General features: G+C 62.7%; 2 protein-coding genes (1 of these 2 only partly in view). Both read left to right on the forward strand.

Annotation, left to right across the window (positions count from 1 at the left end):
- The gene (locus AC07PQ_RS05295; RefSeq protein WP_493185213.1) at window positions 1-10,737 is read left to right on the forward strand and encodes an SDR family NAD(P)-dependent oxidoreductase; all 10,737 of its coding nucleotides are present in this window, start codon (window positions 1-3) and stop codon (window positions 10,735-10,737) included.
- A protein-coding gene (locus tag AC07PQ_RS05300) for an amino acid adenylation domain-containing protein (RefSeq protein WP_493185212.1) crosses the window boundary here: on the forward strand, window positions 10,734-19,189 show its 5' portion. The gene runs 6,304 nt beyond the window's last position; only the first 8,456 of its 14,760 coding nucleotides appear in the window; the start codon lies at window positions 10,734-10,736; the stop codon falls past the right edge of the window. The genes AC07PQ_RS05295 and AC07PQ_RS05300 overlap by 4 nt, the downstream gene beginning before the upstream one ends.

Here is a 19,189-nt window from a genome sequence, read left to right on the forward strand (position 1 = left end):
ATGAATACACCAGCATTTTTTCCAGATAACGAGAAGGTCGGCGGTCCCCAGGCGGACTTTCAGGACATCGCGATCATCGGCGTCTCCGGTCGTTATCCCATGGCTGAAAACCTTGATGAGTTCTGGCGCAACCTGGCCTCAGGTCGCGACTGTGTATCCAGGCTGCCCGAAGATCGCTGGCAACAGGGACACCCGCAACGAGAGCACTCTGGCGATACCTGGGGCGGTTTCCTGAAGGATGTCGATTGCTTCGATTCGCTGTTCTTCAACATCACTCCGCGGGATGCCGCCAAGCTCGATCCGCAGGAACGGCTTTTCCTGCAATGTGCCTATGCTGCCATCGAGGACGCCGGCTACACCCGAAGGACCTTGGGCAAGTCGGTGGCCGAGCGGCATTCCAGGCAAAGCCGGGTGGGGGTCTTCGCGGGAGCCATGTATCAGGAGTATCAACTCTACGGAGTTGAAGCTTCATTGGTCAGCGATGGCACGGCGGCGAATGGTGTGGCCGCATCCATTGCGAACCGGGTCAGTTTTTTCTGCGGTTTCAATGGCCCGAGCCTGACGCTCGATACCATGTGTTCGTCCTCGATTACCGCCATCCACCTGGCTTGCCAGAGCCTGCAATTGCAAGAGTGCGAAGTGGCGTTGGCCGGTGGTATCAATCTCTCTTTGCACCCCAACAAGTACCGCTTGCTCAAGGACAACAAGTTCCTTTCGCAAAAGGGGCGCTGTCGCAGTTTCGCCAGGGGAGGGGATGGCTATATTCCCAGCGAAGGTGTCGGTGTCGTGGTGCTCAAGCCCTTGGCCAAGGCTGTGCTCGATGGTGACCGAATCCATGGGGTCATCAAGGCCAGTGTGATAAATCACGGCGGGCACTCCACGGGTTACTACGTGCCCAACGCCGAGCAGCAATCGGCGTTGATCAGGGAGGCCATCGACAAGGCAGGTATCGATCCCCGGCACATCCAGTATGTCGAAGCGCATGGCACCGGCACGCCGGTAGGCGACCCGATCGAGTTACAAGGACTGAGCACCGCCTTTGGCGCCTATACCCAGGATAAACAGTTCTGTGCAATCGGATCGGTCAAGTCGAACATTGGCCATTCCGAAAGCGCCGCCGGTGTTGCGGCGCTGAGCAAAATCCTGCTGCAGATGAAACATGGGCAGTTGGCACCCTCGCTGTATGCCGATGAAATCAATCCCGATCTCAACTTCACCGACTCTCCCTTCTATGTGCAGCGGAATCTGGAGGCATGGCCGTGTGCGGTCGACGAGCAGGGCCGTCGGCGTCCGCGCATGGCCAGCCTGTCTTCATACGGCGCCGGAGGCTCGAATGCCCACCTGATCATTGCGGAGTATCTGCCGTCGCAGGCGGTCGCTCAGCAAGGCCCGCAGGTGCCTCCAGTCCTGGTGTTGTCCGCACCCAACCAGGTGGCCTTGCAGCTCCAGGCCAGGCAGTTGTTGCAGTTCTTCCAGGCGGGCGGTGCCGCTACCTCCCAGGAGCTGCTTGAGTGTGCCTACACCTTGCAAGTGGGCAGGGAGGCCTTTGATTGGCGCCTCGGATTCGTGGCCCAGGATGTGGATGCGGCGATTGCGTCACTGGAGCAGTTCCTCGATGGGGCCCATGAGCAGGTTGCCCATATTCTGCACGGCAGGATAAACGAATCGACAGCCCGTCCGGCGGTGCCCGGGGACACCCATGGCGGCGCTGACCCACAGCAATGCCTGCGCGCCTGGATCGATGGCGCGGATATCGACTGGGCGAACCTGTACGGCAAGGTTCGTCCGGCTCGCGTCAGCCTGCCGACGTATCCGTTTTCCCGGAACAAGCTCTGGTTGAAAACCGATACCCGGCTTTCACCTTACCCATCGCCAGTGGTAGATGGACCTCATGCCCATCCCCTGCTCGGACAGCATCAGTCTGGAACACTGATGTTTTCTTCAGTGTTCAGCGGTCAGGAGCCTTTCCTGGCCGATCATCAAGTCAACGGCAGCCCGATACTGCCGGCCGTTGCCTATCTGGAGATGGCCAGAGCGGCACATGAGGCATTGACGCCCGATAAGGCGCCACTGAGCCTGCACAAACTGCTCTGGTCCAGGCCGGCACAAGTGGCAGACGCAGTACTCGACACACGTATTACCCTGAGCGTCCAAGACAGCGCCCATCAGTCATTCATCATTGAAAGCACGGACGCCTCGGGTGACTACCTGACATGCGCCAGGGGCACGATCGGCAGGCTGCAGCAATCCGCACCGCCAGCGCTCGATGTACCGGCATTCATTGGCCAGCACTGTCATCGGCGGTATGAGGGGGCTGAGTGCTATCGCCACTTCGCGAGCATCGGTCTGGACTACGGGCGCAGCCACCAGACCATTGAATACCTGCACCGCGGAGCGCACCACGTAGTTGCCAGACTGAACCTGGCGCCATTCGACACAAGCTACCAGCTCCATCCTTCAATGGCGGATGGGGCGTTCCAGGCGATCATCGGGTTTTATCTGGGGGCCGATCATAGCGACTGGCTACCGGTGCCTTTTGCCCTGGAACGGGCGGATCTGCATCGTGCCTGTTCATCCGAGATGTGGTGCATTGTCTCGCATGCGGCGCAAGGGGACGGCAAGGTCTTCGATATCCAACTGCTCGATGTCGACGGGCGGCTTTGCGCGCTGTTCAGCGCATTGACGATCAAGGATTTCTCTGCGGCGAAACGTGTCCCGGTCGAGGTCGCCCCGGTCGCTGTCACGCCGGGTAGGAATGTGTCCTTGGCGGTCGAGTGGCAACCTTGTGAATGGCTTGCCACGCCAGCACCCGCGCCTCTCAAGGTATTGCAGATCGGCACGCAGGATGGAATCGAAGCCGAGCTGTCCAGGCTGTTGCCGCAGCGTGTTTATGCCGACCATCAGGAGCTGGCCAGTCGCGAGTCGTGTGATCGCCTGCTGGCCCGCGCAGGGGCGTTCGATGAAATCCTGTGGATTGCTCCAACGCCTGGAGCCGACCTGATACAAGAACAGGAAACAGGCATGATGAACCTGTTCCGACTGGTCAAGGCGCTGCTTTCGCAAGACTGCCATACCCGTCAGTTGTCATTGACGCTGGTCACATCCCAGGCTCAATCGGTGCACGAGGCCGAGCCGGTCTTTGCCGCCCATGCCTCCGTCCACGGCTTGGTAGGGGTGCTTGCCAAGGAAATGCGTAAATGGCGTTTCCGGATGATTGACCTGGACGGGACTCGCCCCTGGCCAGTGGAGCAACTGCTGACGCTGCCCTTCGACTCGAAGGGGGAAACCTGGGCCTTGCGTGCAGGCCGTTGGTACCGGCAATGCCTGATGGCGTGCCATGAGCCGCTGGCGAAAGAGGCCTGGGCGTTCCGTCGGCATGGGGTGTATGTGATCCTCGGTGGCGCCGGTGGCATCGGCAAGGCCCTGAGCCGTTATCTGATCGAACACTACAGCGCCAACGTGATCTGGCTTGGCAGGCGCAGCCTGGAGCAAGGCATCACCGCGGAACTGGACAGTTTCCGCGACCTGTCTCATGTGCCGATCTATTTTCAGGCTGATGCAACCGACCCGGCGGCGCTTGCCGAGGCCTATCGGCAGATCAAGCAACGCTTTGCGCACATTCATGGCGTGATCAATTCGGCCATCGTGCTCCACGATCAGAGTGTCCTGAGCATGGAGGAGCGAACGTTCGCCCTGGTGCTAGGCACCAAGGTCGCAAGCAGTGTGAACATGGCGCAGGTGTTCGGCCATGAACCGCTCGACTTCATGTTGTTCTTCTCCTCTCTGGCGGCCTTCCTCAAGACCGCGGGGCAGAGCAATTACACGTCAGGGTCGGTATTCCAGGATGCCTTTGCCCATCACTTGCGCAACGTTTGCCGGTTCCCGGTCAAGATCATGAACTGGGGCTACTGGGGCGAGTTCGGCGCGGGTGCTTCCGAGCACTATCGTCAGCGGATGGCGAACATCGGCGTTGCTTGCATTGATACCGCCGAGGGCATCGCGGCCGTCGAGTTCCTGCTGCGCAGTTCGCTTTCGCAACTGGGCTTCATCCGCATGCTCGATTTCAACGCGCTCAATATCTTGCCGGGCATGCTGCTGGATCGTGCGCTGGAAATCGGCGATCGGTACGCCACGGTGAGCGATGTGGCCGGGGTACTGGCCCGCGCGGACCTGCAGATGCAGGCACTGCTGCCGCAGCCCCTGGGCGCGGCCATGGCCGTTGCACCTCAGGTCGCCGCCCTGGCTGCGTCGTTGCCCGCCGAAGCGAATGGGGGGCTGGCGCCGTTGCCAGCGAGAGACTCGGCAAAGCCGGTGCGTGATCTGCGCGACAGGGCGTTGGCTCATATGAAGACTCTGGTCAGTGAGGCCCTACAGGTGCCTGTTGACGAGTTGGATCTCGGTACGCCGCTGGTGCGTTATGGCGTCGACTCGATCTCGGCGGTGTACATCACCAACGCCTTGGGTGAGGTGTTCGGCAAGGTCGATGGCACCTTGTTGTTCGACCTGCAGACGATTGAAGAGCTGGCCGACCATTTTCTTTCGGTTCAGCCTCAGGTCTACGCAGGGCTTTTCGGCAGTGTGACGGCCGAGGATCCTCCCTCCGCCAGCAGCCAGCCCGCGGTGTCGTCTGGCGCGGATTTGCGCAGCAATACGGTGCTGCGCATGAGAGCCCTGGTCAGCAATGCCCTGGAGGTTCCGCTCGATCAACTCGATGACAGCACGCCATTGGTGCGCTATGGAGTTGACTCGATCTCGGCGGTGTACATCACCAATGCCCTGGGCGAGTTGTTCGGTAAAGTCGACAGCAGCCTGCTGTTCGATGTCCAGACCATCGACGAAGTGGCGGACTATTTCCTGGCTCACGAGCCCGATACCTGCGCCAGGCTGTTCGGGGCTGAGACGGACGTTAGCGACACCAACCGCGTTCAAGGCCCATTGCTCGAGACACCGCAGCAGGGGGCAGCGACTTCAGTACAGGCCTCGTCTGCGGCACCGCGGTTGCCGATGCTGACAATCAACCGTGACGACGATATCGCGATTGTCGGCATGGCCGGTCGTTATCCCCAGGCGCTCGATCTCCCCGCGTTCTGGCACAACCTGCTCAAGGGGGTGCACTGCATCGAAGAAATTCCCGCGCAGCGCTGGGATTGGCGCACCGGCTTTTCGAGCGACCCCGAATTGATCGGCGGCTGCTATACGCGCTGGGGCGGTTTCATCGAGGGGCATGACGAATTCGATCCAGTCTTTTTCCATATTTCTCCGGCCGAGGCCGAGTTGATGGACCCGCAGGAAAGGCTGATTCTGCAGCACGCCTACAGTTGCATCGAGGATGCCGGCTACACCCCCCAAGGGCTTTCGAACGGAGGGGATGTCGGGGTGTTTGTCGGCGTCATGAACAGCGACTATCCGCTGGTTTCGCGCTATTGGTCGATCGCCAACCGCGTGTCCTACGTCTTTGACTTTCGAGGTCCCAGCATTGCGCTGGATACGGCCTGTTCTTCGTCCCTGAGTGCGCTGCACCTGGCTGCCGAAAGCATCCGTTGCGGCAGCTGCGCCAGCGCCCTGGTGGGCGGGGTCAACCTGATTACCGACCCGGTGCATCTCTCCAGCCTGTCCTACATGCAGATGCTCTCCCACGGCGATGCCTGCCGTGCCTTCGGCGATCGGGCGGACGGTTTCGTCGCCAGTGAAGGCGTGGGCGTGGTGATGCTCAAATCCCTGGGGCAGGCCAGGCGAGAAGGCGACCATATCTACGGGGTGATCAAGGGCAGCATGATCGGCGCCGGGGGACGCACGTCGGGCTACACCGTACCGAGTCCACGATCCCAGTCCCAGCTCATGGTCAAAGCGCTCGAGCGTGGGGGAATCGCGGCCCAGGATGTCAGTTACATCGAGGCCCATGGCACCGGGACCGCCCTGGGCGACCCGATTGAAATCAAGGGGCTGGTAGGTGCCTATACGGGGCTGACGGCATCCGGCCAGACCTGCGCGCTGGGCTCGGTGAAGTCCAATATCGGCCACGCGGAAAGCGCCGCCGGCATGGCGGGCCTGAGCAAAATATTGCTGCAGATGAAACACGGCATGCTGGCGCCGACCCTGCATGCCCACCCATGCAACCCGCGTATCGATTTCAGCCAGACGCCGTTGTACCTCGTGGAGACGGCTCAAGCCTGGGAGCGTCGGACCAGGCAACAGGACGGCCAGACCTGGCTGGTGCCGCGGATTGCCGGCCTGTCCTCCTTCGGGGCAGGAGGGGCCAATGCCCATCTGTTGATCGCCGAGGATGATCAGGCTCCAGCCCACATGCCTGGCGCTGTCGTGAGTGCGATTGTGTTGTCGGCGCAAAGCCGTGAACAACTGCGGCAACGCGTCGACGATCTGTCGCGGCACCTGCACAACGAAAGGCTCGACGACACTCACCTGAGTCGTCTGGCATTCACATTACAGACAGGCCGCGAGACCCTGGAGTGGCGCCTGGGGTTCGTCGTTCGGGACATGGCCCATTTGAGCCAATGCCTGGGCCAGATACTGGATACCGACTGGTCGCAACTGGCCTGGCTGGCCATCGGCGATACTCCGCCCCGCAGCAAGCCCACGTTGCCGCCGGTGCATAGCGCAGCGCCATGGACCAGCCAGGCGCTGCAACAGCAGATCGACAACTGGGTGCAGGGCGACCCGGTGGATTGGGCGCAGTGCCATGTCCGGCAACCGCAACGCCTGAGTTTGCCCGGTTATCCGTTCCGTCGTGACCGCTATTGGCTTGCACCGAGCCATGACCTGCGCCGCCTGACTCCGACGGCAGAAGGGAACTCGTCTTCACCGCTCAGGGAAAGCGCGCAGGTGGAGGCGCGTGCCAAGCAACCGGTGCTGACTTACCGGGAAGTCTGGCAGCCACAGGAACGGCAGAACCGTCATTCGTCGGCGCAGGTGCGGCGAGTCCTGTGTCTGGTCGATCGTGCGGAGCGCGGCCAGGCGCTGAACCTGGTCATCGAACAGGCGCACCCGGGTTGCGCGGTGATGTTCCTGGTCTGCGACGGCGAAGCCACTGGCCTGAGCAATGGGGTGGCGCTCGCCCGTGACGACCTGGAGGGCTTCACCGCGGCCTTTCAACAGGTGCGCCAACGCTGGTCCGACGTGGATATCTGCTACCACGCACTGGGCGCCTGCGATCTCTATTACTGCGAGCGTTATGAAGGATTGCTGTACAGCATCCAGGCAATGATGGCGGCACAGTTACCGGTCCATCGACTGTTCCTGCTGGCTCGTTATCCACTGCCGAGGTTGCAGGCCCAGGTCGAGAGCTGGATGGGGTTTGTGCGTTCGCTGCCGATGGTCATGCCGCAGACGCGGGTCAGCCTGCTGGCCTGCCAGGACACCCCCGGCACAGGTGCATTGTCGATGGCGGACTGGTTCGCCCTTCATGTGTTGCCAGAGGCGCTGGCCGCTGAAGAGGACAGCGTGTTCTATCGGGATGGCATTCGCCATGTGGCTGTTACCGAGGCCTTGGCGCTGGTCGACAGCCCCCGGGTCGAACAGGCGGGAAAGACCTGGTTCATCACCGGCGGGATGGGGGCTCTGGCGCAGCTTCTATGGCGTCGCCTGCATGCCCAGGGAGCGAACCTGGTCCTTACCGGGCGTTCAGCGCTGACACCGGCCCTCGTCAGGGACATCGAGGCGCTGGATCGAGGTGTCGGGCGCCTGCTTTATGTGCAGGCCGATGTCAGCGATGAAATCAGCCTGCGTCGCGCCGTACAGCAAGCCAAAGCGCGTTTTGGGCAGGTTCATGGGGTCATCCATGCGGCGGGAGCTGCACCGACCACCACGCTGGAGGCGATCGACCTGGCTGACTTCCAGCGCGTGCTCGCGGCCAAGGTCGAAGGAACGCGCGTCCTGTCCCGGGTGTTCGAACCTGAAGGGCTGACCTGGCATGTGCAGTTTTCGTCGTCGTCCGCGATTCTGGGGGACTTCGGTTCCTGCAGCTATGCCGTGGCGAACCGTTACCAGAGCGCATTTGCCCTGGCCAAGAACCTCGACAGTCAGACGCGCCACATCGTCATCAACTGGCCGTTGTGGCGCGATGGGGCAATGGGGCTCAACAGCCGCCGCGAAGAACGCTTTTACCTGGACGGTAGTGGCCAGGACTATCTGGAGACCCCCGACGGCCTGGCGCTTTTCGAGCAAATTCTCGCCTCGGCCGTGCCTCAGGCGATCGTTCTGGTAGGTGGCAACAACCCATTGCAGCGTCGCCTGTCGGGCCATGCGCCGGCAGCGGAGCCTGCACCGGGCGTTTCCATACCGGTTCAACCGTCGTCGGCCCCGGTCGACGCGCGGCAGGTGCGCCAATGGGTGTTCGAGGCTATCGAAGAGCAGATAAAGCTGCCGGCGGAGCGTGTCCGGACGAGCCTGAACTGGACAGAGCTGGGTTTCGACTCGATCAAGCTGGCTCAACTGGGCAAGCAACTGTCGCAACGACTGGGCTGCGCACTGACCCCCGCGACCTTTTTTGCTAATCCGAGCGTCGATGATCTGCTGGCTTTCCTGACGCGCGACCCGGCGCCACAAAGTCCCCCAGTTGTCCCGGCAGACAAGCCGCACATGGCGCCGCAATCGGCGTCGTCGAACACGCCCGAAACCTATGAGCCGATCGCGATCATCGGCGTCAGCGGTCGTTTCCCCGGTGCGGATTCGGTGGAGCAGTTGTGGCGGAACTGGGTCGAGGGCACATCGGCGATTCAAGCCGCCTCGGCGTGTCGCGGTTTGCGGGCCGAGAGCGCCGGTTTTGCCACGCAGTCCCGGCTCTACGCAGGTTTTATCGATGGCGTGGAGGCGTTCGACCCGCTGTTCTTCGAACTCTCGCCCCATGAAGCGGCAGTGATCGATCCCCAGCAACGTCTGTTCCTGCAAGCCGCCTGGCATGCGTTCGAGGACGCCGGTTACCTCGGCGCTTCGATCCGTGGCAGCCAGTGTGGTGTGTTTGTCGGTGCCGAAGAAAGTTTCTACGGCGAGCAACTGGCAGATGCAGGCCGCATCAACGCTAACCGCAATGCCACCTTGTCGGCGCGAATTGCCTACGCTCTGGACCTCAATGGCCCCAACTACAGCCTGACCTCTTCATGCTCCTCCGGTCTGATGGCGATACATCAGGCGTGCCGCGCCTTGCATAACCGTGAGTGCACCATCGCCCTGGCTGGTGGCGTCAGCCTGATGATTTCATCCAGGGAGCTGGGGGTATTGGCCGATGTCATGCCGTTGGCACAGGAGCCTGCGTGCCGGGTGTTTGATCAGGACGCCAGCGGCCTGGTTCCGGCCGAAGCGGTGGCTGCCGTGGTGCTCAAGCCGTTGAGCCAGGCGCTGGCCGATGGCGATCAGGTTTACGGCGTGATTCGCAGCAGTGCGGTGAACTACGACGGGCGTACCAACGGCATTCTGGCGCCGAATCCGGCCCGTCAGGCCGAACTCTTCGCTCAGGCCCTTGCCACCGGAGGGCTTGAGCCAGGGCAGATCCAGCTGGTCCTGGCCCATAGCATCGGCATGCACCTGGGCGATCCGGTCGAAGTACAGGCGTTGCAGCAGGTATTTGCTCAGGACAACCGGCAGCCCTGTTCACTGAGCTCGATAAAACCGGGGTTGGGCCATAGCTTCGCCGCCTCGGGGGTCGTGGACCTGCTGGCCATGTTGATGGCGCTGCGGCATGCCTGTAAGCCTGCGTTGCAAGGCTTGCGACAGGTCAACGAATACATTGGCTTCGACCGGTCCGGCATTGCTCCGGTACTCAGCCGGCAATCCTGGCAGGTGGCACCAGGAGAGCGTCGCCGCGGCCTGGTCAGCACCACCGGGATCAATGGTTCGAATGCTTGTGTCCTGATCGAGGAAGCCCCACAGCCTTGCGAGACGGCACCCGCGCCAGCCTATACAGCGCACCTGGTGCTGCTGTCTGCGCCGGATGCACCGCGCCTGGCGCAACTCGCCGAGTGTTTGTTGCAGCAGATCACGGATAACCCTGAGCTGCGGCTCGAGGACGTTGCGTTCACCTTGATGCAGGGCCGCGAGCCGCTGGAGTGTCGTGCCGCCTGGGTGGTGCATTCGCTTGACGAATTGCGCACGGTATTGGCCGGTTTCGACGACGTATCGCTGGGGTATCGCGGCCATAACCCGGTGCTGGAGTCTCTGGCGCCCGCGGCCTGGCCCGATTCGCCGAGCAGTGACGCTCTGCATGCCTTGGCCGCGGCTTGGGTGGAGGGAACACCGATGCCGGCTCGCCCTGCGCTTGAAGGCCGGCGCATCTCGTTGCCCCTGACCGCTTTCCTGCGGACCCCGTGCTGGTCGGCCAATACCTTGCCCGACCCGATCGCCCAGCCGGTGCGAGCGGAACCTTCCCGCCAGGCTAACGAGGATGTCCATGCCTTCATCCTGGCATTCCTCGAACAACACCTGGGGCTGAGCCCTGCGCAACTGGTGGTGGACAAACCGCTGCGCCAGTACGGCATGGACTCGGTTCTGGCCATCAAGCTCGCCCACGCCCTGGAGCAGCGTTTCCAGGTGCGACTTTCCGCGCGAGCCTTTCATGAGAACCCATCGCTGGCGGCGCTGAATGCGCATATCCAGCAGCACCCCGACTTCGCCCATGGGGCCGGGAGCGAGGTTGCGCCGTTTCAGGATGCACAAGTCATCGCGATGCTCGATCAGATTATCCAAAACGAGAAATCCCTGGACGACGTTAAGGAACTGTTGAAATGAATGCAGTCGCCACTAAAGAACAGCTTCTGGCCGCGTACAAAGCGGGAGAAATTTCGACCGCACAATTGAAGAGTCTGCTATTTGCCGCCGAACCCATGCCCCTGTCCGCCGGGCAAAAAGGGTTGTGGGCGTTGCACAAGACGCTGCCGGACATCACGGCCTATCAGATTCCCTTGTGTTTCCGTTGCGACCGAGCACTGGACCTCGAGGCGCTGCAACAGGCTTACCGGCGTGTCCTGACCAGCTATCCGTTGCTGACCAGCGTTCTGCATGAGGTGCAGGGCCAGCCGAGCCTGCGACCGCAGGCGGTTTCACGGTTCGGCCTGGTGCTGGAGGACGTTCGCGGGATGCCCACGCCACAGGTGCTGGACAGGTTGCGCGGGTTGAGCAAACAGCCCCTGCCGCTGGAAGGGACTGCGTTGATCGATGGTCATGTCTTCCAGGCGGACGAGCAATGGTGGGGGTTGTTCCGGGTTCATCACATTGTCTTCGACGGCACTTCTGCCTTGCTGTTTCTGAATCACTTGTTCGATGCCTACCAGAGTCTTGTCAGCGGCCTGCCGCCGCGCGTCGAGCAACCGTCCGCGCACTTCGCTGAGTTTGTCGCCTGGCAAAACGAAATGCTCGCGGGGCCTGCCGCACAGCCGTTGCTCGACTATTGGCAAGGCGCGCTGGAACAAGTACCGCCGCCCCTGGAGCTGACGACGGACTTCGCCCGCAGCAGCACGGTGTCGTTCGAAGGCAGCAGTCTTCGCCAGTCGGTGCCTGAGGCACTGAATGCACGTCTGGAGTGCTTTTGCTCCGAACATGGATTGACCAGGGCGGTATTTTTCCTGGGGGTCTTCAATGGGTTGCTCAGCCGGTACACCCAGCAACAGGACATCGTTGTCGGCATGCCGACGCTGGGGCGCCCCAAAGAGTGTTTTGGGCAAAGCATCGGCTACTTCATGAACATGGTGCCGATTCGCAGCCGCGATATCGAAAGCGGTAGCGCGCGTGACTATTTGCGACGCCTGCAAGAGACGATGATCGATGCCGTCGACCATAGCGATTATCCTTTCCCGACGCTGCTCAAGGCACTCAAGGTGCCCCGCAACCATCGACAGCGCCCGCTGTTCAACATCGCGTTCGCCCATCAGAACTTCGCCAGCAGTCATTGGCTGCAGCACCTCGAGCATCAATACACCACGCCGCTGGGTATCACGATGGTCGAGCAGTTGCGCCAGGAAGGCGAATACGAGCTGGAGCTCGAGATCATCGAAAGCGCCGAGGGTGCGCTGATCAACTTCAAATACGCCACCGCTCTGTTTGAACCGGCACGCATCGAACGGATGCTCGCGCACTACCTGCAATTGGTGGAAGGGGTCCTGGCCGACCCGCAGCGTTCGCTGGCGGACCACGACATTGTGGCGGCGCAGGAGCGGGCACTGCTGCAACGCTGTAACGACACTGACCTGAAGGTGCCGGCGGTCGCGAGCCTGCTGGAATGGGTGCAGCAACAGGCCGAGCGTGACCCGGAAAAAACAGCCTTTCGGTATCAGGAACACAAGCTCGGTTACCGCGCGCTGATGCAAGGCGCGAAGGCGCTGGGCAACTTCTTGAACGCACGGGGGATCGGGCCGGGGGCGAAGGTTGCGATTTGTGTCGAGCGCTCGCTGGATCTGCCGTTGGCCATCCTGGGTGTCCTGCACAGCGGCGCGGCCTATGTCCCCCTGGACCCGACTTATCCCGGCGAACGCCAGCGCTACATGCTGGAAGACAGCGGTTCCAGTCTGTTGTTGAGCCAGTCGACGATCACCCGCGACTGGCCCGTGCCTTGTGACGTCCTGTGCCTGGACGAGCAGCGCGCCCGCATCGCAGAGTATGCCGACAGCCAGGTACCGCAACTCAAGGTCCGCAGTGACAGCGATCTGGCGTACCTGATCTACACCTCGGGCTCCACCGGCAAGCCCAAGGGCGTGATGGTGCCCCACAGCGCGCTGAACAACTTCCTCCACGGCATGGCTGAGATGCTGCAGGTCGATGAGCGCGACCGTTTACTGGCCGTGACCACCTTCAGTTTCGATATCGCGGGGCTGGAGCTGTTTCTCGGGCTTGTTCGCGGTGCCGAATGTGTCCTCTGCGATGCCGCCGTGGCCAGTGATGCCGAGCGCCTCAAGGCGTTGATCGAGCACAGCGATCCAAGCCTGATGCAGGCGACACCGACGACCTGGCAATTGCTGTTCCAGGTCGGCTGGCAGCCTTCCTCGCGGTTGAAAGTGCTGTGCGGCGGAGAAGCGATGCCGGTGGCGTTGTTCCAACGCTTTCAGGCGTCGTCGGCGCAGGTCTGGAATCTCTATGGGCCGACCGAAACCACGATCTGGTCCAGCGCCAAGCGTCTCGATCACGCCAAGGGCGTGACCATCGGCGGCCCGATCGCAAACACCCAGCTGCATGTTTTCAATCAGTATCGACGCCTGCAGCCGATAGGCGTGCCGGGTGAACTGGCGATTGCCGGGGCCGGGCTGGCAACGGGTTACCATCGACTGGCTGAACAAACGGCGGACAAGTTCGTCGCCGACCCGTTTCGCCCGGGGCAGCGAATGTTCCTTACCGGCGACAGTGCGTTGCGCCTGGAGGACGGCGAGATCCGGTGTCTGGGACGCCAGGACCTGCAAGTCAAAGTGCGGGGGCATCGGATCGATGTCGAGGAAATCGAGACCTGCATCGTCGCGCAGTGCCCGGTGCGGTCGGCGGTCGTCGTACTGCATCAGGCGAGTGAGCACGCCTCGATGCTGGTGGCCTACCTGCAGGCCGACAGTGCTGCTATCGACCAGCAGCAACTGATCGCAACGGTCAAGGCCGAGCTGGGCAAACACCTTCCCGGGTACATGATGCCGCAGCGCTTTGTCTGCGAGCAGGCGCTGCCCATGACTGCCAACGGCAAGGTCGACCGCAAGGCGCTGATGGCGCGGATGTTGCCAAAGGCGCCGGACAAGGTTGTCACGACAGTACCGCCAGTCAGCCAGCCGCAGAGGGTAGAGCAGGTCCGGCAGGCCTGGCAGCAGGTACTGGGTTATCCCGTGGAGGATGACGAGACCGGCTTTTTCGATTTCGGCGGTGATTCGGTCAGCGCGGTGCAGGTCGCACAGCTGCTGAGTGAGCGGTTGCAGCACAAGGTGGCGGTGACGCTGCTGTTTCAATACCCAACGGTGAGCCTTCTGGGGGCGGCGCTGAATCAACTGGCACCGGTCCTGAGCGACGATGGCGCGCCGAGCACGGCGGACGCAAGCCTGACCCAGACGCCCGAACGCTTGCCGGACGCGCTGGAGGGGGCCGCGGCGGTCATCGGCATGTCCTGCCAGTTTGCACAAAGCGTGGACCTGGAGGCGTTCTGGGACAATCTCTGCCAGGGCCGCGCCTGCGTCACCCGTTGGAGCGATGCCCAGCTGCGTGAGCTGAACGTCCCGGAGTCCATGATCCGGAACCCGCAATTCGTTCCGGTCAAGGCGATCTTGGACGATAAGCATGCGTTCGACGCGACCTTCTTCGGACTCTCGCCCAGGGACGCGGGCTTCATGAGTCCGGCGTTCAAGCACCTGCTGATGCATGCCTGGCGGGCGTTCGAAGATGCCGGTTATATCCCTGAACAGACCCCGAGCACGGCGGTATATATCTCGGCCGGGCAGAGCATGAGCGGCCAGCAGGGAGCGGCGGACGCGGCGTACTTTATCGAAGACGCCGATGAGTATGTCCGCTGGCTGATGGGGCAGGGCGGCAGCATTCCGACCATGATCTCCTACAAGCTCGGCCTGTCGGGGCCCAGCGTATTCCTGCAGACCAACTGTTCGTCGTCGCTGGTGGCATTGCAGGCGGGGCTGGACAGTATCCGCAGCGGCGCCGCGGATTACGCCCTGGTGGGCGCGGCAACGGTATTTCCGGTGTCGATGGCCGGTTATCTCCATCAGCCCGGGCTGAACTTTTCCAGCAGCGGCCAGTGCCGCGCATTCGATGCCGAAGCCGACGGCATGGTGAGCGGTGAGGGCGTCGCCATGCTCTTGCTCAAGCGCGCCAGCCTGGCGCTGGCCGATGGCGACCCGACCTACGCCTTGCTCAAGGAAGTACAGGTCAATAACGACGGGGCCCTCAAGGCCGGTTTTTTTGCCCCCAGCGTCGCGGGACAGGCGGCGGTCATCGGCCGCGTGCTGGACAAGGCGGGTGTCGAGCCGCAAGAGGTCGGTTACATCGAGACCCACGGCACGGGCACCGCGCTGGGCGACCCCGTGGAGTTCGCCGCGCTCAGCGACGCCTACGCCAGCAGCGCCGGAGCGCTACGGTTTTGTGGCCTGGGCTCGGTGAAAAGCAACATTGGGCACACGGACACGGCTGCGGGGCTCGCCGGCTCGATCAAGGCCATCCTCAGCCTGGCCCACCAGAAGATCCCACCGACACTGCATATCGACTCGCCAAACCGGCAGATCGACCTTGAGCACTCGCCGTTCTTTCTGGTGGACCGCTTGCGGCCGTGGCCGGCGCAGCCGGGGCGACCACGGCACGCGGCCGTCAGCTCCTTCGGGGTGGGCGGTACCAACGCCCATGCGTTGTTCCGCAGCGCCGACGACTTGCCCGCGCGTCCGGCGTCCGTGGGCTCGGGCCCTTATCTGGTGTTGCTGTCGGCCAAGACCGAGGACAAGTGCCGGGTGGCCGCGCAGCAGTTGCTGGCCTTTGTGCAAAACAGCGCTCCCTCACTCGATCTCGGCGATCTCGCCTACACCCTGCAAGTCGGCCGCAAAGCCTGGCCGCAGCGTATTGCCATGGTTGTGAGCGACCGTAACGAGCTCTGCCGCACCCTGGCGAACTGTATCGAAGGGCGTGCCGACGATGCGTTGCATCGAGGGCGGGCGAGTCGCCAGCTGGCCGCCCGCGAAGGGCTCGCCTCCGCTGCGAGCGACGTACACAGCCTTGCCTTGCACTGGGTCCAGGGTGGCCACCTCGAGGGCTACCAAGCGCCAACCGGCGACAGACCGCCACGGCGCATTCACCTCCCGACTTATCCCTTCATCACTGACCGCGAAAGGCACAGCATGCCGACCACTTTGCAGAACACTGTCGAGCCTGTTCCACAGCCCGTTCCCGCGCCGCCGGCCGGAACGGCCAGCCATGCCCTGCAGGGCACTGTCTGCTGGGTCCGCGAGCCTTCACCCGCTGGCGAGTCGCAGCAGGGCGGCAGGACGGCGATCGTTTGCGACGCGCTCGACTTGCCCGGCGCACCGGGCGAGATGCTGCACATCGACCCTCGGGTCTTCAGCGACCAGGCCGCCCTGGCGACACTGTTCGAACAGCACGCGCACCTTGAACACCTGATCTGGCTACTGCCCGAGGACCGTATCGGTACATTGGCGGGCATGCAGGCCGAGCAGCACCGAGGGGTGTTATGGGGCGCCACCTTGCTGCAGGCACTGGGGGGAAGCTACCCCGGCAAGGCGCTCAAGTTTACGGTAGTGACCCGGCGCAGCGTGGCGATTTTCGACCAGGACCCTCTGGTGGCCACCCACAGCGGGGCCCATGGACTGGTCGGGACGGTGGTCAAGGAACACCCGCACTGGCAGGCGCGGATTGTCGATGTCGAGGACCTTGGCGTGGTGTGGACGACAGCCTTCGCCGCATTGCCCTTCGAGCGTAGCGGCAGGCCCTGGGCGTACCGCGCGGGCGACTGGTTCCGGCCTTCGTTGCACCTGCTGGACGACAGCCTGGGCAGCCCCGATCGGCTTGCCGGGTCGAGGTACCGCCAGGGTGGGGTGTATGTGATCGTGGGCGGCGCCGGCGCTATCGGGCAGGACTGGAGCGCTTACCTGCTGCGCAACTATCAGGCGCAACTGGTGTGGATCGGTCGCAGCGCGGCAGACGCACAAGTGCAGGCCAGCATCGAGCGGCTGGCGGCCCTGGGCCCCGCGCCGCTGTATGTTCAGGCCGATGCGACGGACCTGGAGCAATTGCAGCGGGCCTGTGACGCCATTCGCCAGCGCTTTCCCCGGATTCACGGTGTCGTGCACTCGGCGATGGTGCGTGAGAATCAGGTCTTGCAGCAGCAGACGGCGCAAGACTTCGAACGTCAGGTCAATACCAAGGTTGCCATCGCGCTGAACCTGGCACAGCTGTTCAGCGAAGAGCCTCTCGATTTCCTGTTGTTTTTCTCATCGATCAACGCCTTCTACCTGGCCCCCAACAGTTGTGCATACGCCGCCGGAGGCAGCTTCATCGGCGCGTTGGCCGACCAGCTCAATCAGCGCAGGGATCGTTGCGCGAAAGTCGTCTACTGGCCGCATTGGGAGACCGCGCAACTGCGCGAGGACTCCCAGGGTGTCCGGCAGCACCTGGCACGGTTGGGGTTCGGGGTGTTGCCTGTCGAGCAAGGCATGGCCCAGCTCGAAACTTTCCTGGCGCAGCCGTTCACGCACATGGCCAGTTTGCGGCTGACCAGTGAAACCAAGCTGCAACAGCTGAACTTCAGCGGTTTCGGCGTGTACGCCAAGCAGCAGGCCTGTGCTGCCGACGTGGTGCCTGCGACGACGCTCGAGCTGGACCAGGCGCAACGCTTGATTGAAATCACCTATGGCCAGCTGGATGAAATCGCACCGCTGCTACGGGCGTTGATGTGGCGACAGATCGACCTGTTCCTTGGCGAAGCGGGTCTGACTTCGGGCAACCGTCGCGGCCGCTATTCATTGAAGCACCTGCAATCGGCGCTCAGCGACGGTCACTACCTGCTGCGTTGGCTCAACGCCAGCCTGCGCATTCTCGAAGACTGCGAGGAAATCACCCTTTCAGGCGATCAAATCATACTGTCCAGCGCCCTGGAAGATCGGGTCGACAGCAGCTGGGAGCGTTGGCAGACAGTCAAGGCCGAGCTGGAAAAAGATCCGTTCCTGGCATCGGTCAGCCGTTTTATCGACGTGGCGCTGCAAGCCACTCCCGATGTGCTGGGCTCGCGCAAGAAAGCCACCGACGTGTTTTTTTCCAACAGTTCGATGGCACTGGTGGAGTCCATCTACAAGGAAAACCCCGTCGTCCACTACTACGGTTCGGTGGTCGGCAAGCTGGTCGCGGCCCAGATCGAGGCGATTGTGGCTCGACAACCGGACGCCAGGATTCGCCTGCTGGAAGTGGGCGCCGGCACCGGCAGTTGTACCGAGCATGTGTTGGCCGCTCTCAAGCCGTTTGCCGAAAATATCAGCGAATACTGCTTCACCGATCTGTCGCAGTTGTTCCTGCAGCGAGCCGAGCGTCGCTACCGCTCCGAGCATCCGTACCTGGCCACGCGGATTTTCAACGCCGAGAAAGAGCCGCAAGCCCAGGGGATGACGCCTGAACACTACGATGTGGTGATCGCCGCCAACGTGATTCACGCGACTCAGGACATTCGCACCTCGGTGCGCCATATCCAGTCGTTGATGAAGACTCATGGTCAGTTCCTGCTGTTGGAGCTGACTGAAAACTCACTGTTCTCCCACCTGACGTTCGGTTTGCTTGAGGGCTGGTGGCGCTTCACCGATCCTGAGTTGCGGATGCCTTATGGCCCGGCATTGTCGGCCGCGAGCTGGCGCAGCGTCTTGCTGGATCAAGCCTTCGATCGCGTCAGCTTTCCCTGTGCAGCCCTCAAGCGCAGCGACCTGCAGGTAGTCGTCGGCCGCAGCAGCGGGTTCGGTCTCGGTCCGCAGTCCCCGCGCCGCTGGACATCGGTGCAGGCGCCCGAAGCTACGGCCCCGGCACAGCCCCATGCCCCGGCAGCCAGCCCAGGTGCGGCGCTGGCACGTACCGTTGCCTGCCAGGCCGCTCCGGCGCAGGTGGCCGTATCGTCGGCGTTCGCTCAGGTGCGCAGCACCCTGGCGCAGGTCTTCAGCCAGGCCCTGGGGGTTCCCACCAGTGATATCGATGGCGACGAGTCTCTGGGCGATTACGGTCTGGACTCCATCATCGGGGTCAAGCTGGTACAGCAGATCAATGCCCAACTGAACGTGGAACTGGTGGCGGGGGTTCTGTTCGAGTTCAACACCCTGAACCTGCTGGCCAGCCACGTAGCCGGCTTGTTGCCCGAGTCGAGGGTCACGCCTGCGCCTGCCGTCGAGCCGGTTTGCGCCGCTGTCGCGCCGCCGGTTCTCCGGCAGCCGGCCCAAGTGCTGACGCCGAGCCACAAGCCTCGCCCTCATGATGTCGCCATCGTCGGCATGAGCGCGCAATTTCCCGGGGCAAATTCGCTGTCGGCGTTCTGGAACAACATCGAGGAGGGAATCGACTGCACCCAGGAGATCCCGGAGGAGCGTTGGGACTGGCGGCAGTTCTTTGGTAAAAGCGACGGCGCGACCCCCCGCACCGAGTCACGCTGGGGCGGCTTTATCGACAATGTCTACCACTTCGATCCGCTGTTCTTTGAATTGTCGCCCTATGAAGCGGCATTGATGGACCCGCAGCAGCG

The sequence above is a fragment of the Pseudomonas sp. GW821-FHT09E12 genome, assembly GCF_059416085.1.